We start from the raw sequence: 25,103 nt of genomic DNA on the forward strand, positions 1-25,103 counted from the left end.
GATTAGTTTCAAGGTACTCATGGTTAAACCACTTGCTGAACTCATAAGCGCCCATGTAGTGGTAGCCGCACTCATAACGCTGCTGGTTGATATCCAAAAACAGGTTATAGGCCCAGCGACTGCCGCTGATGTGGGAATCAATCTGCCAAGCTTGTTTTTCAGTCGGCTTAATCTCGACTTTATAGGTGAGTAACATCAGTTATTCCGCCTTATTGAATTTAATCACCAAGGTGAGGTGTCCCTCATATTATACGGGATGGCTTTAACCCAAAACGCGTTTTAATGAAATTCATATAAATCACTACTTATATGCTATCAGCTAATACGGAATAGGATAGAAGTACCATTTTACAAAGATTTATAGCCTTTTACAACAAAACAGTTACTGTTCGTTCCTCCTATAGTAAAACTGCTTCGAGTGTCGTTGCGAAACCTTCTGGCTTTTGCGCATAGCCTAAGTGACCGCCAGGAATATCGTACACTGGAATGCTCCAGTAGTTAGAAAGAAAGGCATTCACATCTTGCGGATATGAACCAACTGAGTCAGTTCCGTTGAGCAATGAATCCGGTCGCTGTACTTTGCCAATTGATCAATGTCGATCTTACGGCTGGTATATTGACGGATTTCATACTGGAACCAGTACTTCATCCCGGCAACGGCTGGATCGTCGTTGCCTTTCAGATTAACAGCTGGCTTGCTCATCATTTTAGCATCCAAGCCACCGATTCGCATGAATTGACCGAACTTTTTCATGCAACGATTGCACCAGAACTTGAACCCATGATGTAAACGGGTTCGTTAGGGCTAAGCTCTGCTGCTAAAGCGTTAACGTCAGCTACATCGGCCTATATCAAAGGTTCCGTTATTTGTGAATTAAGCTTGCTGATTAGCAATATTTGGGTTAAACTCATGTCATGAGTTTTAAACTGTAATTGCATTATAAACTCATGCCATGAGTTTTACAAGTGAGGAGACAAAAATAAATGAAACGTGGACAATTATCCCGTGAGATCATCTTAGAAAAAGGGCTGGAAATCGCCAACGAATCAGGTTTAAACGGGATCACCTACAATGGACTGGCCCGAGAAATCGGCATCCGCCCGCAATCAATGTACCGTTATTTAGCAGACATTGCTGCCTTAAAGAGCGGCATTGTGGCTTTGTATGTACAGAAGCTAGTCGACTACCTCAAGGAACAGCTGAAAGGTTTGGAAGGCAAAACTGCCTTGCAGGAATTAGCGGTAAGTTTTATTCAGTTTACCCAATCCGGAGTGCCTTTCACCGATATGGTGTGGGGAATTTCTTACTATAGTAACGTAGCGGAAGTGGCAGCAGTTATGAAACAGCTTCGGCAACTCACCAAAAAGCTAGTAGCAGAAGTCAGCCAAGATGAGAACCAGGTTGGTGCTAATACAGCTTTCTTTTTGGAATTTTTGATTGGCCATCTAGCATTACTGACTGCTAGAAAAGAATCTCAAGGCGACCAAACCGTGTTTAAACAGAACATTAATCGGGTCATCGACCAATTTTAACAAGCGTAACGGCTTGATAATGATTACAAACGTATCGTAGAATAGACTTAGTGATATTGTACACAATATTGGGTGAAGGTATGGTGAGTCTAATCATGGCAGATTCAATCGTTCAGTTAACAACGACTGACGCAGCGAAACTGCAGTCAATCAGTCAAGAAACTTTCGAGGATACGTTTGGCGCCTATAATACCGATGAGGATATGGACTGGTATCTAACGAACGAATTAAGTTTAAAACGGCTTCAAGAACAACTGGAAAACGTGAATTCCTTCTTCTATTTCTTGGAGAAAAATAACCAGATCGTGGGTTATTTAAAGTTAAATATCAACGATGCGCAATCCGACAACCAAGGTGACGATGCCCTGGAAGTGGAACGAATCTATGTGCGGCCGGACTATAAACGATTGGGCTATGGCCGCCAGCTAATGGATTACGCGGTCAAGCGCGCCTATCAGCTGGACAAACAAGTAGTCTGGCTGGGCGTGTGGGAATATAACCACGCGGCACAAAGATTCTACGAAGCATTGGGCTTCAAGACCTTTGGCGACCACCTGTTTACACTGGGTGGTGCAAAACAGAGAGATGTGTTGATGAGGAAAGAAATTAGAGTGTGAGAACGGGCGTTTATGCCCCATAGTATAAGACAAAAAAGCGAGTGACCAGTCGTTCTTTGACGGGTCGCTTGCTTTTTTGTCTTATACGGCCGGGGCATGCCAGTTCGAACACGTTTCGGCTACCTAACTTTGAAAAATTAATGGAGCGAACACGTTTCAACCACATCAAATAAATCCCACCAATCCCCTTATTCCCCATCTCCAATCAGTAGTACAATCAAAGATGAAACCACACTTCAAAGGGGATTGATTAAATATGAAAATTCAAGAAGGCTACATGCCATTTCACGGCTACAAAACCTATTATCGAATCGTGGGCGAAAAAACGCCGGGTAAAGCGCCGCTATTATTGATTCATGGCGGTCCCGGCTCATCCCACAACTATTTTGAATTACTGGATGACTACGCCGAAACCGGCCGTCAGCTGATTATGTACGACCAAGTCGGCTGCGGAAAGTCTTCACTACCCGAAGATGAAAGTGTCTACGTCAAGGAAACTTGGGCGGAAGAGCTGATTGCTTTAAGAAAATACCTGCACCTCGACCAGATCCATATGCTGGGTCAGTCTTGGGGCGGTATGCTGGAAATGCTTTACCTGACCCAATACGACCAAACGGGTGTCAAGAGTGTCATGATCGATGGCTCCCCTGCTTCAATTAAACTTTGGACGCAAGAGCAGCACCGGCTAATTTCTTACCTAAGTTATGAAGACCGCGAAGCCATTGCCGAAGCTGAACGCACGGGTAACTTTACCGGTCCAAAGTATTTGGCCGCCAATGACCGTTACATGGAACGCTATTGCTGGGACGACCCAGATGAAAATTCACCTGAACCTTTGCGTCGTGAAACCAACGGTAAACGTGCCAGTCTGATTGCGGAAGGCCCTAACGAATTTACCGAAAACGGCACCATCAGCAACTACGATGTGACTGATGATCTGCATAAGATCCACGTTCCAGTTCTAGTCACTAATGGAACCGATGATTTATGTACCCCACTGATTGCTAAATCCGTTTATGACCATATTCCGGGAGCAAAGTGGCACCTATTTGCCAACAGCCGACACCTAGCTTTGCTGGATCAGCACGATGAATTTATCAAAGTACTGGATAGCTGGTTAAAGGAAAACGATTAAATTGAAAACAGCCTAATTGTCGATCAAATCGATAATTAGACTGTTTTTATCTAAAATAAGCCCAAACAAAAAGCTCCGAACTGGGGAGGTTCGAAGCTCTTTGACGCCATAATCAGTACTTACGTGATCATCCTTTAACGGGAACTAATTGGTTATCTATTATGGGGGAAATAACACTTAGTTTATTAAAATTTACAGGGAGAAGTTTATTTTATCCCGTCAGGACTTATAGCGATCAGCTTTCTTAATTACGGTGGATCTTTAAAAAAGACACAGAACCGTCAGACAGTTGAGATACAAATATTGCAGACAAGTTGATGACTCAACTTGCAGTTCTATTCAGAACCGCTAATGTCTACAGAATGATCTTTACTGTCGTGACGGCAACTCGATGTCTTGAAATTATATCAAGCCATCAAGCACCCATCACACTAATGTTTTGGATAAGTTTAGTTTACCACGTTTACCCTAAAATTTAAATTTAATTCCGATAATTTTTATCAAATTCCTTGATTTTTTTAAGCAAATATGGTTGAAACATACAAAAGTGTTTGGTTTAGTCCAACACAAAAAAGGACTTGTGCCACAAGTCTATATCAACGAGGATTTAATTCAATTTCTTGACTCACACATATCTTAAAATTTGCTTTCGTTCATTACTTGAATATGGCCTTAACCTGTTCCACAACTCAGATTCCGGCCATATAACGCCACACAACGCCATCCCGAAAAACCATCGGAATGACGTTGTGTGGCGTTATATTCTGGAATCTACCGAGTTGTGTCACAGCTTCTAATCGCCCGCCGGATGGATATGTTCCACGGGTGGTAACTGTTTCAAAAAGGCCATGTCCTGATTGCTAATTTCAAAGTCCAACTGAGCATTAGCCTTAACGTGTGCCATGGACCGTGCCTTAGGTAAAGGGGCCACGTCATTTTGAATCACGAACCGTAAGGCTAACTGCGGAATTGAAACATGGTAGTTATCAGCAATCCGCTTTAAATCAGAACTGTTGACCAAATCACCAGTAGCAAGCGGCGAGTAAGCCTGAACCACGATGCCATTATCCTTAGCCGTTTTTACGATGGAGTCTTGGGTATAGCCAATGTAGTACTGAATCTGGTCCACTGCAGGGGCGACTGTCAGGCCATCCCAGGTCAGCAGATTTTCTAATTCATGAGAATTAAAGTTCGAAACCCCGATCGACTTAGCACGGCCACTTTTATAAATTTCTTGCATGGCTCGCCAAACGTCGCGATTTTCAGCATCATGATTAGTCCCCATCTGCCCCCATGGCCATGGTGCGTGAATGATATATGAGTCTACATAATCCAGATTAAGCGCTTTTAGGCTGCTTTCAAAGTCAGCCAGGGTCTTATCGTAAGTTTTCGATTCTCCTGGCAGCTTCGTCTGAACAAAAATATCTGCCCGGTTAACACTACTATCCGCAATGGCTTCACCAACACTCTTCTCGTTGCCGTAAGCTTTAGCTGTATCAATAAACCGGTAGCCAGCTTTCAATGCGTTACTGACAGCATTATAAGTCTCCTTGCCCGGCTCCGTTTGCCAAGTCCCAAAACCAACTTTGGGCATTTTCAGCCCATTATTTAATTCAAATGTATCTGTAATTGTAGCCATTTAAATCCCTCCTAATTTTTTATTGATGATAACAAGGTTTCCGTCTTAACTTCCAGCCGAAAAGTCCTGCCCATTAAAGCCTGTCCGGTCCGCTGCCGTAATTTCTCGCAACACGTGGCAGGGATTGCCAACCGCGATCACGTTGCTTGGAATATCGCTGGTCACCACGCTGCCGGCACCAACGATCACGTTGCTGCCAATACTGACACCAGGTAATACCGTAACGTTAGCCGCCAGCCAAACATCATCGCCGATAGTGATTGGCTGGGCAGCGCAGCCACCCGTCCGCCGTTCAACGGGATCAAACAGGTGGTTGCTGGTATACAATCCCACTTTGGGACCAAAAAGAACGTGTGTCCCAATATTAATGGGCGCTCCATCCAGCATGACACAATCGTAATTCGCATAAAAATGATCGCCAACACGAATGTTTCGACCAAATTCACACCGAAAATTAGGTTCCACAAATGGTGCTTTGCCAGCGTGACCGATTAGCTGCGTAAATAACGCGTTGCGCTTTTCCGGATCAGTGATGGCATTAAGCCGCTGCGTCATCGTCGTGGCATTTTCTCGAACCTTCATCAGCTTTGGATCAAGGTCATCATACGGCTGACCGGTTGCCATGTAAGCAAACTTTTCTTCTAAGTTCATCTGATAATTTTCTCCTCGGTAAGGGCGGTTCCCTTGTGGTCTAAGACCATTATATCAGTAATTCACCCCACAAAAAATTCCGTTATGTTCATGTAGACTGCCTGAACGATAACGGAATTCATTATATTATGGTTACTTAGTTGCTGGTTCTGACATCACTTCGTCAAGGGCAGCTGCTAGCTGCTTAACACCATCGACGATGCCATCTTCCGGTGTGTTTGAGTAGTTCATTCTAAACGTCCCTGGTTCGGATTCATTGCCATAGAATGGATCGCCTGGAACCACGGCCACGTTACGCTTCATAGCTGCATCAAACAACTGTTGCGAACTCTTCACCCCTGGTACCGTGACCCACAGGAACATCCCGCCTTGAGGGTTGCTGTGAGAGACACCCTTTGGGAAGTACTTGTCGATAGCGTCCATCATCAGCTGCTCACGTTTGTGGTACAACGCGGTGATCTTCTTGATATGATCATTGATATCGTTATCGGTAAAGTACTGAGCGCAAACGTACTGTGAAAAGCTGTCAGTGTGCAAATCAGCAGACTGCTTTAACATCGTGTATTTCTTAAGCAGCTTTGGTTCTGCCACTACCCAGCCGATCCGCAGACCTGGTGCGAAGATTTTTGACATGGTTCCCATGTAAATGACATGACCGGTCTTGTCTAAGGACTTCAGTGAAGGTAAGTTTTCACCTTCCCAGCGAATAGCACCGTATGGGTTATCTTCCAAGACCATGACGTCATACTTGTCAGCTAATTCAACTAACTTCTTCCGGCGTTCCAAGGTCATCGTCCGGCCAGTTGGGTTTTGAAAGGTAGGTACAGTGTAGATCAAACGGGTATCAGGATTGTTTTTTAACGCCTCTTCAAGAGAATCCATCTTCATCCCGTCTTCATCCATGTCAACGCCGACAAAGTGAGCACCGTATGAACGGAAAACGTCAACGGCCGTTAAGTAAGTTGGGTCTTCAACAATAACAGCACTGCCTTCGTCAAGGAACATTTTGGCGGTTAAATCGATTGACTGCTGAGAACCAGTGGCAATCATCACGTTGTCGGCAGTTGTATGAATGCCTTCAACCTCTAACCGTTTGAGAATAACGTTACGTAATTCAGGTACCCCTTGAGCGGAACTGTACTGTAACGCAGCAGCACCCTTTTCTTGTAAGACTTTATCCGCAGCAGCTTGAACTTGCTTAACCGGGAAAAGCTCTGGTGCAGGTAAACCGCCGGCAAAGGAAGTGACTTTAGGATCTGCAGCAGCCTTTAAAATGTCACCAACGGGATCATTATCGGTCTTAGGGACACGATCAGAAAATTTATACGTCATAAAAAACACTCCTCTATATGTAAGATGATTAGTAAACGATATGTTAACTACTGCACATGTAGTAGTTTGAGTAATATTATAGCACAAATATTAAAGAATAATTAGGATATTAATAATTTCACCACTATTTTAACCAAATAAAAAAGCGATGTACCTTAAGCACATCACTTCAATAAAATTAATCTAACCGACCCTTACGGTGTCTGACTAAATAGAACAACGTTGCAATAATCAGAACCGCTGCGCCAACGATAACGGAAATTCGCGTGTCCGGGTTTACGAACATAAACCCAACAATGACCATCAGCATCACGATCGCGAAATAATTGGAGAATGGATATAATGGCAATTTAAACGGATGATCCTTCATGACTATGGCATTATTCTTACGGAAACGCAGTTCAGCTAATAGGATAACGAACCACGGAATCATGCCAGGCAGCACGGATGAACTGAAGACCACCACAAACAAGTTGGAAGTTGATTTATTATAAGCGGAAAAGACGATATCAAGGATAAAGCCTAACAAGATTCCGCTTGAAATTCCCAGGATTGAAGCACTGGGAACGACCCGTTTTGACAAATGACCGAAGACCTTCGGTGCATCACTTTCATGTGCCAGCTTAAACAGCATCCGACTTGACGAATAAATACCCGAGTTAGCACTGGACAATGCCGCTGTCAGCACCACGAAGTTGATCACGGAAGCTGCTGAGGTGATCCCCACTTTAGCAAAAGTCGAAACGAACGGTGACCCAATCGCGCTTAGATGGTTCCACGGATAAATGGTGACGATCACAAAGATGGCACCCACATAGAAAATCAAGATTCGGAATAAAACCGATTTGACTGATTTAACGATAGCTTTTTGCGGATTAGCAACTTCCCCAGCCGTGATTCCCAGTAATTCAATCCCTTCGTAAGAACCAACGATAATCGACATTGAGAAGAAGAACCCTTTAACACCACCGGTAAAGAAGCCGCCGTGGATCCAAAGATTACTGAACCCAGTCGGATGGCCGCCGTTACCAAAGCCGAAAAAGATCACCATAAAACCAAGAATGATCATCAAGATAATCGTGATGACCTTAATCATGGCAAACCAGAATTCCAGTGAACCATAAGCCTTCGCGCTAGCAAGGTTGGCAACGACCAAGAAGCCAATGATGATCACTCCAACCCAAAAGGTATTAATATGCGGCCACCAGTACTGCAGATACTGAGTTGCAGCGACCACTTCAGACATCCCCACAACGATATATTCGAAAACGTTTGCCCACTTAGCTAAATACCCAGCTAAAGGATGGACGTATTCGGTAGCGTAATCCGCAAAGGAACCGGTCCCAGGATTGACGTAAATCATCTCACCAAGTGCCCGCATGACAATGTACAGAATCAAACCAACAAACATATACGACAACAATACGGAAGGCCCGGTCCACTTGATAGTTGAAGTAGAACCCATAAACAAGCCAACACCGATTGCGCCACCCAGGGAAATCATTTCCATTTGTCCCGCCGTCATTGAACGGCGTAACGCAGGTGACTCTTTTACTTTTCGCTTCATTAAATAAATGCCTCTCCAACTTAACAAAATTATTAACTCATCAAAATTGGGCGCGTTGCCGGTGAATACCGGAACACCACGCCCAAAGTTAAATAGTGTCAATATGCTATCCGAGAATGAAACTCGAACGGGAAAATGAGAAAATACCGAAAAACGTCATTTACTGTTAATATATTAGCACCAACAGATGAGTAAAAGAAGTCAATTTGAGTAATTATTCCCGATTTAAAAACAGCCGGCGATTATCCCGCACAAATTCCGCAAAGGTCGTTGCTGGTCGGTGCAAAACTGTTTCTACCGTGTGAGTGACCATTTTGGCGTTTCCGAGTTGAGTAATGAGGTAGAGCATCACCATCACATTAGCAAACTCCTTCTTAATCCCCCGCTGAATCATCGTCCGGCGGAATTTAAGCAGACTGGGTTTACTGTACGTGATTTGGACGCCCAATTCCTTAGTCATAATCTCAGCAGCCTGCCTGTAAGTAATGGCTTCTGGACCAGTGATCTCTAGCGCTTGGCCAAGATACTTTGGATCCTGCATGACCGCCACCGCAACCGCCGCAATGTCTCTGGTATCAATAAAGCTGGTCTTAGAACGACCTGCTGGCACGAATAAATCGCGATTTTGCTGAATATCCTGTAAATGGGTGCTGGTTAAATTCTGCATAAAGAAGCTTGGCCGAATAAAAGTATGCGGTAATGCCATCTCCGTAATCATCCGTTCAATTTTATGATGTGGCACCATCGGATTTTTCTCTACGCCAATCAGTGACACAAAGACGACCTGGTCAATACCGTGGTGCTTCACCGCAGTCAAAAATGGTTTCATATCCTTTTCTGGCTTCGCCAGTTCCGGTGGCCGAACAAAGAAGACTTTATTAATTCCTTTTAATGCCGGTTCAAAGGTACTGTCATCTAAAAAATCAAAATGACAGGTCTCAACGCCTAGTTGCTGCATTTCCGCTGATTCCGCGTGGTAAATACCGGCAACTACTGTCACATCATCAGCTGCGGCTAACTGTTTAACCACCGGCCAGCCAATATTGCCAGTACTGCCCAAAACCAGGATCTTATCCAACGTGATGACCTTCTTCCAATTTAATCAATAGCCGCACTAGGGCTTCTTGTTCTTCCTGCTCCAGCGGGGCGGCAAAGTCCGACATCTGAACGTTAGCAATGCGCTCGCAGTGATCAAACATCTTCTGGCCCTTAGCCGTCAACGTTAAAGTTCGGGCTCGCCGGTCTTCAGCAGACGTTTGAATGGTCACCAGTTCTTTAGCTTCCAGACGCTTAACAACTCCTGAAATAGTGGCGCGATCCATCCCCACTAAATCCGCGATTTGGGCAGAAGTCAGCGGTACCTTGGCCAGTTTCATTTGAACGATCACTGCCCATTGTGCACTGGTGACCCCTGCTTTTTTCAGCGCTCCATTTAACTGATAGCGCAGCTCTTTAGCAACATTCATTATCAGATAACCAAAATTATTCATGGTGATCCCTTCTTATATAGTTAGTACACTAACTATATCGAATTAGCTGTTTAAAGTCAAAAAGTCACCCCACCATCAGTCAAAGTGAGACTGATGGTGGGGTGACCCCTTAAAAAATCACGTTAAATCGTTAACTACTAAAACTTGATGTCCCAAGCCGATTGTTCAAGATCGCCGAAGCTCTTCTTGATTTGGTTCTTAACAGCCTTAGTTTGGTAAGCTTTAACAACTTCCTTGTAAGCTTTCTTGTTTGCGTTCTTCTTGGTAGTAACGATCACGTTAAAGTACTGCTTGTTTTCCTTAGTCAAAGGTTCCTTGTAAATAGAATCTTTGGTGTTAACGTGATCGGCCTTGGCAAAACCACCGTTAACAATAGCAGCATCAACATCATCAAGCTGACGGGCAGTTTGGTTAGCGTCGATTGGTGTAATCTTAAACTTCTTAGGGTTCGAAGCAATGTCGCTTGGTGTTGGGTTCTTAACATTGTTCAACTTAATCAAACCAGCACTTTGAAGCAACTTCAGTGAACGACCTTGGTTGGCTGCATCATTATCAATAACGATCGTTGCACCCTTCTTCAAATCTTTAACATTAGTCACTTTACGTGAGTACAAGCGCAGTGGTGTCGTTATGGAATAACCAATTGACGTTAATGTACTATCCTTGTGGGCTGCGTTCCAAACATCCAGATACTGCTTAGTCTGGAAGGCGTTAATATCAATTTCACCGTTTTGAACCGACTTATTTGGCTGTACATAATCAGTAAAGTCCTTGTACTTGATCGTAATATTGTACTTATCCTTAGCTTGTTTAGCAGCCGCATTCCAAACTGCTTCATCACTCTTAGAAGGTGCAACACGGCCGACAGTAACAGTTTGGGCCTTTTGCTTGCCGCCTAGGCTGCCGCCAAAGCTGAAATACCCAGCAATCACAATTACCACAACAACAATAATACCAATGAGCCATTTAGTAGATTTCTTCATAATATTTTCTCCTCTTCGTTACCCAAATTTTGTTACTTTTCAAAATAACCTTTAACCAGATCTTTATACGTTTTGATGGTATCCAGATAGCTGCTGATTGTCGTAAATTCATCCGTTTGGTGAACGACACTAGCATTATCCGGGCCTAAAACGATGACGTCGATATTCGGATTCCCCTTAGTGAAGACGCTGGCATCTGTCGCACCCTTGTACGTCTTTAGTTGAATATCTTTGTCGCGATAATTCTTGTCCGCCGCTTGCTTAGCAACTTGAACCAGGTGTTTCTCCGGCGCCGTTTCAACCGGGTGCCAGCTGTGAATCACCTTAAAGGTCAGATCATAATCCGTAGTGGCATTAATATCGTCCACTGTCTTTTGAATGGCATCAATAACGTGCTGATTATCAAATGCAAGAGTCGGCCGAATATTACCATATAACTCACCATACTCAGGAATAATATTGACCTGATCACCGCCCTTGATCAACGTAATACTGTGAACTAACTTCCCCAGATATTCGTCAACCGGTGCGTCGTCAAAGATGTGCTTCTCACGGTTGCTGTACTCGTTCAACCCATCCAAAGCATTGATTCCAAGTTCAGGAGTCGAACTATGGGTCGATTTCCCCTTGCTCTGAATTTCGTAGTTAAAGCTGCCGCAAGTCGCGTAAATGACGTTGCCATCAGTAGCTTCACCAACGACCATGGCGTTAACGTCTTTCGAAATTCCTTGATCATTCAACCGGTTAGCACCGGGAGTCCCAAATTCTTCGCCAGCAGTCACCACAAACCGTAGCGTACCAGGCACTTTGTACCCTTCTTTGACCAATTCAATAAACGTTCGTACTTGAGCAGCCAAACCGCTCTTCATATCTGCGGCACCGCGGCCATACAGCTTATCGCCAACGATTTCAGCGCCGAACGGATCATGGTGCCAAGCCTTTGCATCAGGAACCGTAACAGTGTCCTGATGACCAGTTAAAACTAGAACATCATCGACTTTTTTCTCTCCAATTTCAGCAACTAAATTGGCTCTTTTATCACCAAATTCATCAATTTTATACGAAATGCCATTTTCATCAAATAATTTACCGATGTACTTGGAGACTTCGACTTCATTACCATTTGGTGTTTGAATCTTAATAAAATCCTGTAACAGCTTAATACGTTCGTTATCTTCTTCTGTACTCAACTTATTACCTTCTTCTTATTATCTGTGACTATGACTCGTTGCCTTTGCTAAAACATCACCGGTGAGCTGTACAAGTACAACTAGGATAAGAACTAGCAAAGTCGCAACCAACGTCACGTCGTTTGAAAATTGATTATACCCATAAGCAATCGCGGTGTTCCCTAATCCGCCAGCGCCAATCGCGCCGGCCATGGCGGTCAGTCCAATTAAACTGATAAGTGTTACCGTCGTGACCCGAATTAATTCGGAACTGGCTTCCCGCAAATAGACATCGAAAATCAAATCTGGAACGGTCGCGCCTAAGGACTGAGCCGCTTCAATCTTCCCCTTATCAACGCTGGAAATCGCCGCTTGAACCTGACGCGCGTAAAACGGAAATACGCACAATGACAAGGAAACTAAGGCGGCGGTGGGCCCGATTTGGGTGCCAACAATTGCTTGAGTGACGGGGGCGATAAACGCTAACAGGATAACGAATGGTACGGCACGAACAATAGAAACAATCTTATCGAAAATATTGAATAATACCCGGTTTTCTGCAATCCCATTTTTATCAAATATCACCAGACCGACACCGAAAATTAGTCCAACCAAGCCGCCAAACAACGCCGCCCAAAAGGTCATGTACAGGGTTTGACCGATAGAAGTCAGCCAGCCGTTTTGACCAAACCAGCCTAAGTGAACAACGTTAGGCATTAAATGTGCTAATCCTGACATTATGCAATCACCTCCTTAGAACTGTATTCTTCAACTTCAACGCCGGCATCCTTGAGATAAGCAATCGCTTTTTCACGGTTTTCCTTGGCACCTTTCAACGTCACGAACAGCGTTCCAACCGGTGTCCCGCGGAGCTCATCAACGTTACCAAAGATAATGCTGACTTCAACGTCGAAGTCCTTGTAGAGCGTTGCTGCAATTGGATCAACTACGTTCTTACCCGTGTAAGTTAAATGAGCCAGTTCCCATTCTTCATGGTTCAAACGTTGAATGGCATCTTCATCCAGAAGATGGATCGCCTTTTTAAGTTCCCCTTGAGTCCCAATTAATTCCTTAGTCAGCTCTTTTTGCGGGTGAGTAAAGACTTCGACCAAATCGCCGCGTTCGATAATTTCTCCGGAACTCATTACCGCAATCTTATCAGCAACCTGTTTAACGGCTTCCATCTGGTGAGTAATTAATACAATTGTCAGCCCCAACTCCTGATTAAGTCGTTTTAACAGATCCAGAATCTGTTCGGTGCTCTTAGGATCCAAAGCAGATGTTGCTTCATCTGAAATCAAGATTTCCGGATCATTAGCCAGTGCCCGCGCAATGGCAACCCGCTGCTGCTGACCACCGGACAGCTGAGCCGGATAGAAATCTTTCCGATCTTCCAGCCCAACCAGCTTTAGTAATCTGAGTGCTTGTGCCGTAATTTCTTTTTCCTTTTTCTTGCTGTGCTTCAGTGCGAATTCAACGTTTCTGATCACCGTTTTTTCTTCCAGCAAATTAAAGTGCTGAAAAATCATCCCAATGTTCCGGCGTTTTTCACGCAGCTCCTTAGTGCCAATCTGCTTAGTCACGCCATCCTTTTTTTCAAACAGAACCTCGCCGTTAATTTCGACTTTGCCGCTAGTTGGCAGCTGAAGTAAGTTGATCACCCGGACTAACGTTGACTTACCAGCACCAGAGTACCCAACAACGCCGTAAATTTCGCCCTTTTCAACCTGTAACGACGCATCCTTAACCGCTTGAACCGTATTACCTGCTTGATCAAACGAAACGTTGATATTTTCTAAGTTGATTAATTGCTTTGCCATTGATATCCCTCGTTTCATTTTTGTCTTAACCGTCTTTTGTAGAAAATAAAAAAGTTTCCGCCCCTAGTCATACGTATATGACTTAGGGACGAAAACTTCGTGTTACCACCCATGTTTATAAATCACTCACATGATTTACCTCAACAGCACAATAATGCTTGGAACGTTAACGGGTCCTACCGAATGGAGAGCTTGCACTCTTCACCATCCTTCAGAAGTTCATCTTCACCACGTAAACAAGACTCTTTTTCATCAACCGAGTTTTCTGTGCATGTTTTTTAGGTTACTCTTCTTCTTATCGATTATTCATATATTAAAAACACATTAATTGCTTAGGCAGATAACAACCGTTTATCAGCACATAAAGCACTTCATGGCTAATCACGTTTTAATTTATCCGGTTACCTTATGAGAACATTCTAATCATGTATAATTTATTTGTCAAGCGGCCATCAGTATTCATCATGAAGGTTACTAAAGAACTGCTCCAGCAAATGGCTACAGTTCCGTAATCTTTGATCACAATATTTTCGTTTGGCGCATGTGACCCTGACTGCGCGTTGCCAACCCTACCGCACTGGGCAGGCACCGCTGACACAGTCAGACTGATCAATCAGTTCTAAGTCCTTCTTGTCCATGGTGTTCAATGATGCGTAAACATCTTTCACATTATTAGTGATCTGAGCACGGCGCTTCTCGTAAATGTCTTTTGAAATGGGTTCCTTAGGTGCTTGCTTGAAGTCACTCCCGCTATATGGCAGTAATGAAGTGGACTTGATACTGTGACGATATTGCTTCATCAAACCAGCAATCTTGCTACCTTCCTGCTTTGGCTGGAAGGTAATCGTGCAGCTCACGGCGTTATCTGACCAGTACTTCTGTAAGAAGGCCTGGGTAGCAAACTGCTCTTCAATCGATACAGTCCCTGCTGAAGCAAACTCAGCGCTATCAGCGTGAGCAGCCCGAACGGGGAACTCAACACAGACGGTATTCTTGGTGTAAACGTCTGGTTCCACCTTGTAACCCGAAAGCCGAAGTGCTGGTAACAACGGATCACTGTCTTGGAACCGGATTCGCTGAATGAGGTAACCTGCATAGTGGAAGTGCATCCCCTCGGAAACACCGGCTAACTTTGCGACCGTCCCAGATGGCTTAACGGTAGTGTGCTTCACGGAAGGCATGCAGCCTAACGTTTCTGAATACGCATTATCCGCTGCCACAATATCATGGTAAAGTTCATCAAACTTAGCCACGACCCGTTGATCGTAAACTGGTTCCTTGATTGCTTCGTGAGTCTCTGGATCGACTCCGTCCTTGAAGCCACGGACCACACGGTTGCCAAAAGCCTTTAAGATCCAGTCCTGAATCCCTGACATTGAAATTCCAATCCGGTGATTTTGGCTAATCACGTTTCGGGAAACTTCCCAGTCGTAATTACTAAAGGTTACCCGCTTAGCAAAGCGTGTTCCTAGCGTAAAGGCTTGGTCCAGGTCAAAGCCCTGTTCCGTTGCAACGGAAGGAAAGACTTCAAAGAGGTTGCAAGGTTCACCGTTTGCCAATGAGATTTCGCCACAAGGGTTCGTCCCTTCAACGGCACCATCAATGTTTTCCTGACGGCCATCAATCAGACGACCGTAGTTTTTAGATAACTCCAGGTTAACAATTCCAGGTTCACCATTGTGTAAAATAGAATCCGCAACCGCGGTGTAATCCTTCTTTTGTGTATCAACTGCCACACTGTTGTTAGATGCCCAGCGGTGATGATAAAGCTTCTTTTGATCCTGCTTCATGGTAATAAAGGCATCGTCGTCGCTGGAGCCCAAAGCTAACTCAGCCGAGCGTCGGACATTTCCGGCCACTACCGTTTTACCAATCAAGTTACCCATATCAGTGCAGTCCACTGAAGATAATTTTTGACCAACACGCGAATTCAACAAGGTGTTCGTATCAAATAACATTTCAATCAATGGCATTGGACCAGAAGCTGTACCACCGAAGCCCTTGATTTTGGCACCTTTTGGCCGAATGTCACTAACATCTAAGATCAGGTTGTTGCTGCGTTCAGGATTAGTCCCGTTAAAATGCATATCAATGAGGTGGGCGTTCGCTAAAACCCAGCCTTCACGAGTATCTGGCAGCTTATAGTAACGGCCTTCGTCTAAAGTATGTTCATTCAGCCATTGCTGCTTATCGGTTGCACCTAAGGCAACGGAATCATCGTAAGACTGGCTTGCCTTATCAACCAAAATTGTCAGCTTCACGTTGGTGTCCACGGCTGGAATCTGCTGAACATTATCCTGCACAACAGAAAAACCGACACCGCCGCCCTTCATCAATTGGTCAAACATGAATGAAAACGGCATTGAAACTGCTAACTGATCTTGATCGAGATACTCCGGCAAGATGTGACTGTCGCCGTATGGCTGTGGCCGAACTGCAACAAACCAGCAGTTATTTAGCGCATCACCGTTGCGGTCTTGATACGGTGTCCCAGAGATCCACAAGTTACGGCCCGATGGTGTAGCGGAAAGACTATAGATTAACTTAAAGAGGTTTTGCGCTTCGGTTTCGAGTTCACTGACCACCTCTGGATCGATATGGTCTTCGTGAAGTCGAGGATCCAAATTAATGTTTCCTTCAACCACCCGCTTAACGGTTTCATCCCACTCTTCATGGCGGTTTTCCGACTCAATCCAACGGGAATATGTACGTTTGTAAGTGACCCAGCCAAGCTCACCCCAGTGTGGTGTGATTTCGGCTTTGGCCCTTTCAATAAAATCATTTGATAATGTAATTAAACGTTTAGCTGCAACTTGCATCGCAATTCCTCCTTTTTCGACACTATATATAGTATCGTGCCACAGACTAAATATCAATATGCAGTGTCTAAACAAGAGTTCGATTACGCGAACGGAAAACACCCATGGCAAGGATTCCAACCGTTCTAAATTTATTTATAGTCGCAGTCATGTTAGAATTTTTCTTTTTTTTCATCTTTATCTTGTTAATTGTAAATTTATTTTTCTTCTGAAAGTATTAGTTCTTTATATACATGACTTTTTAAAAGTTTTATACTTGGCTTATCAAAATTAAGACAGGGGGCTAAGATATGAAATCTCTAATTAAGTTTGTTGGTATTTTAATACTTTCACTCGGCGCATTCCTTGGTGTAACAACAGTGCAGGAGCCTAACACTACTACCGCTCATGCGACAACTTGGCATAAAGGGTCGCCACAGCATATTCACGGTAGCTATCATACTAAGACTTTTTACACTCATGGTCACAAAGATCAGATGTATTTCTTTATCTCTAACTCGGGAGCTAGTGTTATCGAAAAAGATAGCAATGGTCCTGGCGTCCAAAACGGCCTAAGCTATCATTCTTTAGGTAAAGGGAAATACACGCTGCGTATGCATTACCGTGCTGGCGGTTACGGTTACTACACAATTAAGATTAGTAACAAAGGGAAAAAAGTTTACGTATACAAAATGCTCGGAAAAACCTTCTACAAAGTATCCAACAAGTTAGCGGTTTATTAACACTAATTATTTAAGCAGTAAAGAAGCGGCGCAACTATGCACCGCTTCTTTACTGTCTATTCTCCGCTAAATCTTCTGATATGCCCTCGAAAATAGATCCACCGCTTTGATGCCTTCGAACACATCCTGTGGTATCACCTTAAAACCCATGTTGTTGATGGTTTCACCTTCCTGGGTGGTTAACTCATCCACCTTCATCAGGTCATCATCACTAGTATCTGCCAAATGCAAGTCAGCTAAAGTAGCTGGTAAACCGAAGTTTAATTCAAACTTCAAGTAGCGTTCAAGGGTCGTGTCATCTGCACCTTCTAATACAAGGCTCAGTTAGGACCCGAAAGCCACCTTCTGACCGTGAGACATCTTGTGCACATCGCCTGTTAAAGCTGTTAAACCATTTTGGAAACTGTGTGCAGCTGCTAATCCGGAACTTTCTGCGCCAACTCCGCTTAACAAAATATTGGCTTCAACAATGTACTCTAAGGCCGGTGTTACCACGTGGTCGTTAGCTGAATCTACTTTTGAATAACAGTTCCTCGCATTTTCCGGCCAATGCCAAACCAGCTGAAGTCTGCTGCGTTTCTAGTGGCAGCAAGGTTACTTCTTTAGCTCTTGCTACCGTCTGAGCTTCAACGTTGGTTGAGAGGGCATCTGCCATCCCGTCAATTAAAAATTTCACCGGTGCGTTCGCAATTACAGATGAATCCACTAAAACCAGATCTGGATTTTTATCGTAAAACATGTATTTCATGAACTCGCTCGTTTCAGAATAAATCACACTCAACCGGGTACATGGTGAATCATTCGAGGCTAACGTTGGTACGATGACTACTGGAATCTTCAGCTGATCACCAACTGCCTTGGTCGTATCGTTCGTTTTACCGCCACCCAAGGAAATAATGAAGGAAGCATCCGTCTTAGCTCCGATCTCCTTAACACAGTCAATCTCTTAAGGTGAACTTTCCCCATTAAATACAATGTGTTCAATATTCAAACCAGCATTTACCAAATCGCTATAAAATGTTTCCCCAATAAGTTTCCAAACAATGTCATCGGTCAATAAAATTCCATGGTCTCCATATGCCTTGATGTACTTTCCGGCTTCTTTTAGCAATCCCTTACCTTGAAAAAACGTGGAAGGGCTAGCAAAAGCAGTTGTCATATGATGATACCTCCGAGTAAAATTATTTATTGCAATGGCATTGTAACCACTGTCATAAGAGCGAACAACCAAATCGTTTTGCAATGTTTTACACAAATAATTGTCTTTTTGATGCCCGTTTATGGTACGATACTTAGTTCACAAAAATTAATTACTGGAGGCGTGGCACGTGGCAAAACAAACCGAAATCAACGCAAAACAGCCCCCTGCAGTTAAACTGATGGCAGCTGGAGCACTGGGTAATGGCTTTGCAACCTACGCAGTCAGCGCCATCATGATTTTATATCTTTACGAGCCGCTACGAGCTGGCGGATTAGGTCTTGATCGGATTACCGCTGCGCAAATTATGGCGGTCTTCTCCTCGCTAGGATACTTTGCCGGAATCGCCGGCAGTTACGCGGCAGATCGGCTAGTGGGCCTGCGCAAGCCGTATCTATATGGCACTTTGCTTAATATTGTTGCCATTTCACTGCTCGTTATCCCACATGGCGGATTGCTATTATTCTTTATTAGTTTAGCGTTGCAAATCATTGCTTCCGGTATCACTGGTCAAAGTCTCTACTCACTAGTAGGCCTGATTTACAGGCAAAACGGCAAAATGCGGGACACGGCTTTCATCCTCATTTATATCATGAATAATGTTGGTGCCGCGGGTCCCGTCATCACTGGCGCGGTCTCTTTACGCTTTGGCTACAATATGGGCTTTTTGGTCGCGGTTATCGTCCAGATTTTAACTACCTTACCCTATATTATTCTGAATCACCACGACTTCGGTACGCTAGGACTGTTACCGCCTGATTCCATGCAGGCCGAAGAAAAACAGCGGCTAAAGAAACGACTAGCATGGGGAACAGCGACTATCACCGTTCTGACAGTAATTTTAATTCGGTTAGGATGGCTAACTGCTAACAATTTTAGTAACGCTGTTGGCCTTCTTGGACTTGTCCTACCAATTGGCTACCTAGTCAAAATCATCCGCAGTACTAAAGTGACCCATCAGGAAGCCGGTCACCTAAAAACGTATGGTATTTTTCTGATCGGGGTCAGCATCTGCATGCTAATCAGTGGTCAAGCGAATGGTATTTTATCAATTTATACACTGGATCACGTCAACTTAAATCTTTGGGGCATACACCTTTCCGCGGCCAGTTTCCAAACCATTCCAGCAGTCTTAGCCGTTTTCTTTGGCAGCTTCACCAGCAAATTATGGGCTAAACTAGGGCAGCATCAACCTAATTCCAGTCTAAAGTTTGGGATTGGACTCTTGTTTTGGGGCGCTGCACCCCTGCTCATGATTCTGCCGTTGAGTTTATTCCCGGGTAATGTCAAAGTCTCGCCGCTGTGGATCATTATGTTCTTCATACTGATGGTCGCTGGTGAAACACTGGTATCCCCAGTTGGCAGGGCGATGGCCAGTGCAATTGCTCCCCGCGCATACACCACACAAATGATGACGATTTTCACCCTTTTTCAGGCAGCGGGTTCCGGCATGGCGGCCATTGCAGCGAACTTTTACACTAAGGGCCATGAAGTCGCCTATTTCTTGATTCTTGGTATTATTCCCATTGTGTGGGGAATAATCATGTTGATTAATAATCGAAAGCTTACCCATAAACTTACTCAGTAAAAAATGGGCTCAGTAATTATCGCTGAGGCCATTTGATCAATCATTTATTTAACCGCTCTTCAATCATCCTCGCCAATCTCAACGTAGTGTTACGATTCCGAATCGAGACCACCGGATAGAACGGTTCAGCTAATATTTTAGCGAAAAATGAACGGGAATAATTTGTTTTAAACGGTGCGCGCCAGAAAATAACGTGAGCTGTGCACAGGACTCTATCAAGATCTGACCGTTTGGTTTCAATCAACTGATCAAACTGCTCCTGATATCCTGGTAATTTAAACAACGCGTTATACCGGTCATCGCCTGCTGCCAGCCACCACTCTGGTGCTGAGTTTACCTCGGCCAAGTAATCTGGGGCAGCAATCACTGTATGGGTAATTTCAAAATTGTACTGGCTCGCAAAAACCGACGCGACCATTTTCCGTGCGTCCCCATCGTATCCAAACAAGAGATTGCCGCTATTAATATAGCTCTTAACGTCTACGGCGCCAGCTTGGGTAAGTTGCTGGCGTAAATTGGCCATGACCACTCGCCGATTACCGCCAACGTTGATGCCCCTCATTAACAATACATACTCCATTTGATTCCTCCAGCTTTAACCTAATTATTGCTTCTTTATTTTTACCTAAATAAGGGTGCCGATTGATTTTAATAACAGTTCCTAATAATTAATTCCCGATATACCATTGATAAGCATTATCATGCAGTATCCGCCTTTGATCGGCTTCACTGAATAAGTTACCGAACCGATTGATATCGTCCATACTGAAAACCTTCTTTACCCGGGTACCAGGCATATCAGTTCCAAACATTAACGCTGTATTATTGATAGCATTGATTTTTTTCAAAACCGGCCAAGGATCAAAATCTAAACGGCCAAAACCGGAAGCCTTGATTTTAACCCCTTTATCTGCCAGACGATAGAGATAAGGAATCGACGTCTTGCGTAACCCAACATGGTCAATTGATAACTTAGGAATCTTAGTTAACTCGGTACTTAATAGTTCTAATTGCTCTGGGCTAACCTGAATTTCAGTCGTCCAGCCAGCTAATTTAAAAGCTCTTTGCGAAAATGATACGATATCACTGACACTGGCATCATTTCCTCGAAAAAGATTAAACCGAGCACCAGCAACCCCCTTGCTTGCTAATTCCTGAATTAAGTCATCACTAGCATCCGTTTTAACATTAGCAATCGCAACGTATTTTCTATCGGGATATTTCTGTGATATTTCATCTAAAATCTTTAAATAAGCCGTGTCAAAGCCCTGAAAAGATCCCGAAATAATCGCTCCGCCGTCAACATCTAACTTCATCTCTGAGGCCCGATGATTATAATCTTTATAGGTAAATGGATCTGGCAAAAAGCCATTGTTCTCCTCCAGATGGAACCGATCATCTATAACATGAAAATGTGCATCAAAAATCTTCATCAATTTCGCTCCCTAGTTCAAACTCTTAGGCTTATTAACATGCTCTACCTTTAATGCTAGCGTTACTATATTACCATATGAATCATTCGCATTCTGAAAAGCGCTCCTTCAAGCAAAACAAAGAAGATCAATTCGTAATTGAATTGATCTTCTTTAAGCTCTTTTTCATATTAAGTTAGCAAACACCCATCCCTGAATTAGCTTCACAAACTCAGCTTAAAATAAATCATTCAGACTGGTCAAAGCACTCGCCCCAATAATGCCTGCTAATAGCGCCATTAAGATGGCTATGCCAATCGCTAATATAATGCTGCCAACTACATAGGCGTATACGCGGTCAAAATGATTTTCAGTATGCGCTCTGAAAACCAGCACGGTATATCCCATTGAGACCATACTGTAATAAAATAACAGGCATAACGCAGCTAACGGAATTGCAAAAGAACCCATGATGGAAAGCACAAAACCAACTACCCCCACCAACAGACCAAGACTCGAAATGTGAAAATAGCGGGTCATGTCTGCCATGTAACCAGCAGTTTTATCACCCAAAAAGCCACGGGTCACTAAGTGAGTAACGCTAAACACTAGAAATAAGAAGAGCACACAAATCAATAACACCCCAAAAAATGTTCCGAAACTAGCAGTTGCTGAGGTATTTCCACCTGTATATCCATCTAATTCTGACAGAGCACCGCCAGCTAAGTGAACCTCTGTCATGGTAAAAGTTAACGCCACGATCAGCGATCCGACAAACAGGGAAATTAAGCCAAAATACTTGTTAAACTTGGCATCAATATCTGAAGGATGTTTGATACCATGAATCAGATAAGACCAGTAATTTTTAGCGTAAGCAGACGTTTGATCCATGTTGATATTAACGCCGCTCCGATTAGTTTGATTTGACTGGTTAAAGCCCTGCTGCTGATTCATATTTTGGTTGAAGTTAGCTTGCCCATTATTAAATTGGTTGGACTGGCTTGGACCAAATTGGGACTGGCTGTTTTCCGTCTGAGCACCAGCAGCGGCATTAACTTGAGGAATTTTAAAACCGCAATAAGTACAGAACTTTGAATTTGCAGGAATCTCGTTATGACAATTTGGACATTTCATTTTGATTCACTCCTTTTATTGATGCGTAATAGCGGTCTGATTATAAGTTCTCGTTCCAGAACTTGGCAGTACATCCTTACTGTGATCTGGACCAACGAACTGGTATGACACAATATTATAGTTAGCGGTCTTCTGTTTCAGCGAGTACGTGTAGTCATGAACGTTGCCATGATACGTGGCAACCATGTCCCGGATATCTTGCTGCGTCGTGTTTGGTAATGAATTAAAACTCTTAGTGTTGCTGTTACGCTGCGCCGTCACTTGAGTCTGCAACGCATTAACAGTGTGGGCATGATAAGCGTAGCCACCACCGATAATAACTAACAAAACAACTACAATACCAGCGATAATCGCAATCCGCTTGTTCCGTTTACCATGACTGACCTTTTTAGCTTGCTCCGCCGCCTGCATCGCTGGGAGTTTTGCTTGCAACGTTGCACTTTGCTGTCTGGCATCCTTGTAATCACCGAACTGTGCCAGTTCATTAAGTGCGTTCAGTAAGTCAACTGAGCGGTTAGCTTGATTGGCTCGCGCTAAAACCGCCCGGTAAGCCTGCTCGTAATTCTGTGCTTGGGCCTGCTTTTGATCCTGCGCCATGGCATTTTGAACTAAGCCAAGTTTTTGCTGGGCATCTTGATAATCGCCAAGCTGCGCAAATAGATTAGCAGCGTTCGATAAATCACCTTGGTTAAAAGCTGACATCGCGGCGTTATATTGCTGCTGTTGCTGAGCCGCCAGCCTTTGCTGATCTTGTGCGTCCGCTAGTGTCCGATTAGCAACTGCCTTTTCGTGAGCATCTTGATAATCACCAAGTTGTTCAAACAAGATGGCAGCCTGACGGGCGTTCCCCTTATCAGCCATTTCAACGGCCTGCCGGTAAATGGCTTGCTGGTTAGCTTTCGTCTTTGCTTCAATAGTCGCCTGAACTTGCGCTTTAGCTGCAGTCAGATCTGCTCCGCAATTCTTACAAAAAGCCGCGGACATTGGGTTTTCCGTGCCACAGTTAGGGCAGAATAACTTTGTATTTTCCATTATTAATTCCCCCTAATATTCAACCAACGACACATCGGTGCTCTTCAGATGGCCAGTCTTAGTGACGTAATCAACCGTCACAGTGTCGCCATCTGAGTCATCGCTGGTGATTTGGTCGATACTATGCTCAGTTCCAACTGTATAACCATCGATCCGGCAAATGACATCGCCCGGTTTAAGGTCGCTATCACTAGCCGAGCTATCGTCTTCAATGCTCGTAATCACCATTCCGATTTCCTTGTCGTTGTTATGTTGTCGAATACTGTACCCTTTAACACCAAAATCGATGTCAGTATCGCCATCACCATCAGGGTTCTTAAAGTCTTGCATATCACCGGTGTTAACGTCATTGTGGGATAGATCCAGCTTAATTCGATGCGTTGAACCATCCTTCATCTTGACGGTCGCCGTTGAACCTAACTCAATCTGTTTCATGGCATTATCCATGCTGTCATTACCGATGACTGACGATTTAATCGGGTATTGATTAATGCCAACGATCACATTACTGTCATCCCAACCGCCATCGTCAACCGTGTTTAAACCGGCTTTGCTTGCGGGACTGTCATCTAATTTATCAATCAAAATCACACCAGCACCATATGGGAGATCACCACGTAATGCGCCAATTGACGGATAGTTTCCGGACGCGGCCGCTTTTGCTAATTCATTTGCTTTAGCAGTCTTCTTTTGAATTAAGGTTGTTGTTTGTCCGGCCAATGACTGCATACCAACAACTGAAACGTTTAATCCAACAGCATCCTTTTGCTGATAATAAGTCTCACTTAATTGTGTCAGCGAATCGACATCGTTCTTTGACTCAGCTGGGAAATTGGCTTTATTCTTCAAACCAGCCAGCTGTTTTTCGGTCTTGTCAGCCAATTTATTCTGTTTATCAAGCTCCAGCTGATTGGTTTTAGCCAGCTGAGTTTTAGCTTGCTTAAGCAACGATTCAAACTGCTTACGGTTCAGCCGTTTTTCAAGCTGTGCATCCGTGGTCTTATCCCCTGTTCCCGGTAACTCCTCTTGCAGCTTCTTAGCTGCTCCAGACTTAACCAGTGGGTTATATAAAACCAGTTTACGTGCCTGCGCAATATCACTAGCGAAAGCCTTCTTAGTTTGCTGATGCTGATAAAAGAAGAAACCACCAGCAACGACAACAATCACAATGAGCAATGGCACTCCCCATTTAATCAATCCGTTCTTAGACGACTTTTTAGCATCTGAACGATTTGGCATATCGTATTCCCCCTAAATTTTCT

23 protein-coding genes and 1 pseudogene are annotated in these 25,103 nt (G+C 43.9%); 5 read left to right on the forward strand and 19 right to left on the reverse strand.

The genetic code is table 11. The annotated features are described in order from the left end of the window. On the reverse strand, positions 1-196 hold a 196-nt coding region (locus JUE95_RS11275; RefSeq protein ID WP_235995470.1), incomplete at its 3' end, for a helix-turn-helix domain-containing protein. Between the two features lie 318 nt (positions 197-514). After that, complete coding sequence (locus JUE95_RS11280; protein WP_203651641.1) at positions 515-754, reverse strand: hypothetical protein; 240 nt, start codon at positions 752-754, stop codon at positions 515-517. 230 nt (positions 755-984) lie between these two features. Here JUE95_RS11280 and JUE95_RS11285 point away from each other — a divergent pair, with 230 nt between their 5' ends. The 3 genes from JUE95_RS11285 (at position 985) to pepI (ending at position 3,285) form a co-directional block, all read left to right on the forward strand. Then, positions 985-1,533 carry a TetR/AcrR family transcriptional regulator gene (locus JUE95_RS11285; RefSeq protein WP_203651642.1) on the forward strand — a complete coding sequence of 183 codons (549 nt, stop codon included), beginning with the start codon at positions 985-987 and terminating at the stop codon, positions 1,531-1,533. 95 nt (positions 1,534-1,628) lie between these two features. Further along, positions 1,629-2,150, forward strand: a complete 522-nt coding sequence (locus JUE95_RS11290; protein WP_203651644.1) for a GNAT family N-acetyltransferase — start codon at positions 1,629-1,631, stop codon at positions 2,148-2,150. A 256-nt stretch (positions 2,151-2,406) separates the two neighbouring features. After that, a complete protein-coding gene (gene pepI, locus JUE95_RS11295; protein ID WP_203651646.1) occupies positions 2,407-3,285 on the forward strand; it encodes a proline iminopeptidase in 879 nt (292 codons plus the stop codon). Positions 3,286-4,078: 793 nt separating this feature from the next. Here the strand turns inward: pepI and JUE95_RS11300 are convergent. The 11 genes from JUE95_RS11300 to nrdJ all read right to left on the reverse strand — a co-directional run bounded on the left by JUE95_RS11300 (position 4,079) and on the right by nrdJ (position 16,755). After that, positions 4,079-4,924 carry an aldo/keto reductase gene (locus tag JUE95_RS11300; protein ID WP_203651648.1) on the reverse strand — a complete coding sequence of 282 codons (846 nt, stop codon included), beginning with the start codon at positions 4,922-4,924 and terminating at the stop codon, positions 4,079-4,081. A 45-nt stretch (positions 4,925-4,969) separates the two neighbouring features. Next, on the reverse strand, positions 4,970-5,575 hold the full coding sequence (locus tag JUE95_RS11305) for a sugar O-acetyltransferase (RefSeq protein ID WP_203651650.1): 606 nt from the start codon (positions 5,573-5,575) through the stop codon (positions 4,970-4,972). A 132-nt stretch (positions 5,576-5,707) separates the two neighbouring features. Continuing rightward, positions 5,708-6,907: an aminotransferase-like domain-containing protein gene (locus tag JUE95_RS11310; RefSeq protein WP_203651652.1), complete on the reverse strand. Its 1,200-nt coding sequence runs from the start codon at positions 6,905-6,907 to the stop codon at positions 5,708-5,710. A 178-nt stretch (positions 6,908-7,085) separates the two neighbouring features. Beyond that, positions 7,086-8,474, reverse strand: coding sequence for an amino acid permease (locus JUE95_RS11315; RefSeq protein WP_203651654.1), 1,389 nt, complete (start codon positions 8,472-8,474; stop codon positions 7,086-7,088). Between the two features lie 214 nt (positions 8,475-8,688). After that, the gene (locus JUE95_RS11320; protein ID WP_203651655.1) at positions 8,689-9,552 is read right to left on the reverse strand and encodes an SDR family oxidoreductase; all 864 of its coding nucleotides are present in this window, start codon (positions 9,550-9,552) and stop codon (positions 8,689-8,691) included. Continuing rightward, positions 9,545-9,964, reverse strand: coding sequence for a MarR family winged helix-turn-helix transcriptional regulator (locus JUE95_RS11325; RefSeq protein WP_203651663.1), 420 nt, complete (start codon positions 9,962-9,964; stop codon positions 9,545-9,547). Before JUE95_RS11325 ends, JUE95_RS11320 begins: the two co-directional genes overlap by 8 nt. A 137-nt stretch (positions 9,965-10,101) precedes the next feature. Next, the gene (locus tag JUE95_RS11330; protein ID WP_203651665.1) at positions 10,102-10,947 is read right to left on the reverse strand and encodes a MetQ/NlpA family ABC transporter substrate-binding protein; all 846 of its coding nucleotides are present in this window, start codon (positions 10,945-10,947) and stop codon (positions 10,102-10,104) included. A 32-nt stretch (positions 10,948-10,979) separates the two neighbouring features. Beyond that, positions 10,980-12,137, reverse strand: coding sequence for an ArgE/DapE family deacylase (locus JUE95_RS11335; protein ID WP_203651667.1), 1,158 nt, complete (start codon positions 12,135-12,137; stop codon positions 10,980-10,982). 18 nt (positions 12,138-12,155) lie between these two features. After that, the gene (locus tag JUE95_RS11340; RefSeq protein WP_373305690.1) at positions 12,156-12,857 is read right to left on the reverse strand and encodes a methionine ABC transporter permease; all 702 of its coding nucleotides are present in this window, start codon (positions 12,855-12,857) and stop codon (positions 12,156-12,158) included. Further along, positions 12,854-13,936: a methionine ABC transporter ATP-binding protein gene (locus tag JUE95_RS11345; RefSeq protein ID WP_203651671.1), complete on the reverse strand. Its 1,083-nt coding sequence runs from the start codon at positions 13,934-13,936 to the stop codon at positions 12,854-12,856. Before JUE95_RS11345 ends, JUE95_RS11340 begins: the two co-directional genes overlap by 4 nt. Positions 13,937-14,505: 569 nt before the next feature. Next, positions 14,506-16,755 carry a ribonucleoside-triphosphate reductase, adenosylcobalamin-dependent gene (nrdJ, locus tag JUE95_RS11350; protein ID WP_203651673.1) on the reverse strand — a complete coding sequence of 750 codons (2,250 nt, stop codon included), beginning with the start codon at positions 16,753-16,755 and terminating at the stop codon, positions 14,506-14,508. A 290-nt stretch (positions 16,756-17,045) separates the two neighbouring features. On the opposite strand from nrdJ, the gene JUE95_RS11355 reads away from it, so the two are divergent. After that, positions 17,046-17,477 (forward strand): hypothetical protein, encoded by a 432-nt coding sequence (locus tag JUE95_RS11355; protein ID WP_203651675.1) that lies wholly within the window; start codon positions 17,046-17,048, stop codon positions 17,475-17,477. A 66-nt stretch (positions 17,478-17,543) separates the two neighbouring features. Here the strand turns inward: JUE95_RS11355 and JUE95_RS12945 are convergent. Then, positions 17,544-18,636, reverse strand: a pseudogene (locus JUE95_RS12945) (glycerol dehydrogenase). Between the two features lie 169 nt (positions 18,637-18,805). Here JUE95_RS12945 and JUE95_RS11365 point away from each other — a divergent pair. Further along, positions 18,806-20,263, forward strand: a complete 1,458-nt coding sequence (locus JUE95_RS11365) for a peptide MFS transporter (RefSeq protein ID WP_203651677.1) — start codon at positions 18,806-18,808, stop codon at positions 20,261-20,263. Between the two features lie 40 nt (positions 20,264-20,303). Here JUE95_RS11365 and JUE95_RS11370 read toward each other — a convergent pair whose 3' ends face one another. The 5 genes from JUE95_RS11370 to JUE95_RS11390 form a co-directional block, all read right to left on the reverse strand. Beyond that, positions 20,304-20,843: a DUF1697 domain-containing protein gene (locus JUE95_RS11370; protein WP_203651679.1), complete on the reverse strand. Its 540-nt coding sequence runs from the start codon at positions 20,841-20,843 to the stop codon at positions 20,304-20,306. An 88-nt stretch (positions 20,844-20,931) separates the two neighbouring features. Continuing rightward, positions 20,932-21,696 carry an amidohydrolase family protein gene (locus tag JUE95_RS11375; protein WP_203651681.1) on the reverse strand — a complete coding sequence of 255 codons (765 nt, stop codon included), beginning with the start codon at positions 21,694-21,696 and terminating at the stop codon, positions 20,932-20,934. A gap of 216 nt (positions 21,697-21,912) precedes the next feature. Beyond that, positions 21,913-22,809 (reverse strand): zinc ribbon domain-containing protein, encoded by an 897-nt coding sequence (locus JUE95_RS11380; RefSeq protein ID WP_203651683.1) that lies wholly within the window; start codon positions 22,807-22,809, stop codon positions 21,913-21,915. A 15-nt stretch (positions 22,810-22,824) separates the two neighbouring features. Next, entirely contained in the window at positions 22,825-23,841 is a 1,017-nt protein-coding gene (locus JUE95_RS11385; RefSeq protein ID WP_203651684.1) for a zinc ribbon domain-containing protein, read from the reverse strand. A 12-nt stretch (positions 23,842-23,853) separates the two neighbouring features. Then, the gene (locus tag JUE95_RS11390; protein ID WP_203651686.1) at positions 23,854-25,080 is read right to left on the reverse strand and encodes a PDZ domain-containing protein; all 1,227 of its coding nucleotides are present in this window, start codon (positions 25,078-25,080) and stop codon (positions 23,854-23,856) included. Between the last annotated feature and the right edge of the window lie 23 nt (positions 25,081-25,103).

Source organism: Secundilactobacillus yichangensis (genome assembly GCF_016861565.1).
GTDB classification, from domain to species: domain Bacteria; phylum Bacillota; class Bacilli; order Lactobacillales; family Lactobacillaceae; genus Secundilactobacillus; species Secundilactobacillus yichangensis.

Bases quoted from the DNA above. Each gene is read 5' to 3' on its own strand.
- JUE95_RS11280 (WP_203651641.1), bottom strand. From the start codon at position 754: ATGAAAAAGTTCGGTCAATTCATGCGAATCGGTGGCTTGGATGCTAAA.
- JUE95_RS11285 (WP_203651642.1), top strand. From the start codon at position 985: ATGAAACGTGGACAATTATCCCGTGAGATCATCTTAGAAAAAGGGCTG.
- JUE95_RS11290 (WP_203651644.1), top strand. From the start codon at position 1,629: ATGGCAGATTCAATCGTTCAGTTAACAACGACTGACGCAGCGAAACTG.
- pepI (WP_203651646.1), top strand. From the start codon at position 2,407: ATGAAAATTCAAGAAGGCTACATGCCATTTCACGGCTACAAAACCTAT.
- JUE95_RS11300 (WP_203651648.1), bottom strand. From the start codon at position 4,924: ATGGCTACAATTACAGATACATTTGAATTAAATAATGGGCTGAAAATG.
- JUE95_RS11305 (WP_203651650.1), bottom strand. From the start codon at position 5,575: ATGAACTTAGAAGAAAAGTTTGCTTACATGGCAACCGGTCAGCCGTAT.
- JUE95_RS11310 (WP_203651652.1), bottom strand. From the start codon at position 6,907: ATGACGTATAAATTTTCTGATCGTGTCCCTAAGACCGATAATGATCCC.
- JUE95_RS11315 (WP_203651654.1), bottom strand. From the start codon at position 8,474: ATGAAGCGAAAAGTAAAAGAGTCACCTGCGTTACGCCGTTCAATGACG.
- JUE95_RS11325 (WP_203651663.1), bottom strand. From the start codon at position 9,964: ATGAATAATTTTGGTTATCTGATAATGAATGTTGCTAAAGAGCTGCGC.
- JUE95_RS11330 (WP_203651665.1), bottom strand. From the start codon at position 10,947: ATGAAGAAATCTACTAAATGGCTCATTGGTATTATTGTTGTTGTGGTA.
- JUE95_RS11345 (WP_203651671.1), bottom strand. From the start codon at position 13,936: ATGGCAAAGCAATTAATCAACTTAGAAAATATCAACGTTTCGTTTGAT.
- nrdJ (WP_203651673.1), bottom strand. From the start codon at position 16,755: ATGCAAGTTGCAGCTAAACGTTTAATTACATTATCAAATGATTTTATT.
- JUE95_RS11355 (WP_203651675.1), top strand. From the start codon at position 17,046: ATGAAATCTCTAATTAAGTTTGTTGGTATTTTAATACTTTCACTCGGC.
- JUE95_RS11370 (WP_203651679.1), bottom strand. From the start codon at position 20,843: ATGGAGTATGTATTGTTAATGAGGGGCATCAACGTTGGCGGTAATCGG.
- JUE95_RS11375 (WP_203651681.1), bottom strand. From the start codon at position 21,696: ATGAAGATTTTTGATGCACATTTTCATGTTATAGATGATCGGTTCCAT.
- JUE95_RS11380 (WP_203651683.1), bottom strand. From the start codon at position 22,809: ATGAAATGTCCAAATTGTCATAACGAGATTCCTGCAAATTCAAAGTTC.
- JUE95_RS11385 (WP_203651684.1), bottom strand. From the start codon at position 23,841: ATGGAAAATACAAAGTTATTCTGCCCTAACTGTGGCACGGAAAACCCA.
- JUE95_RS11390 (WP_203651686.1), bottom strand. From the start codon at position 25,080: ATGCCAAATCGTTCAGATGCTAAAAAGTCGTCTAAGAACGGATTGATT.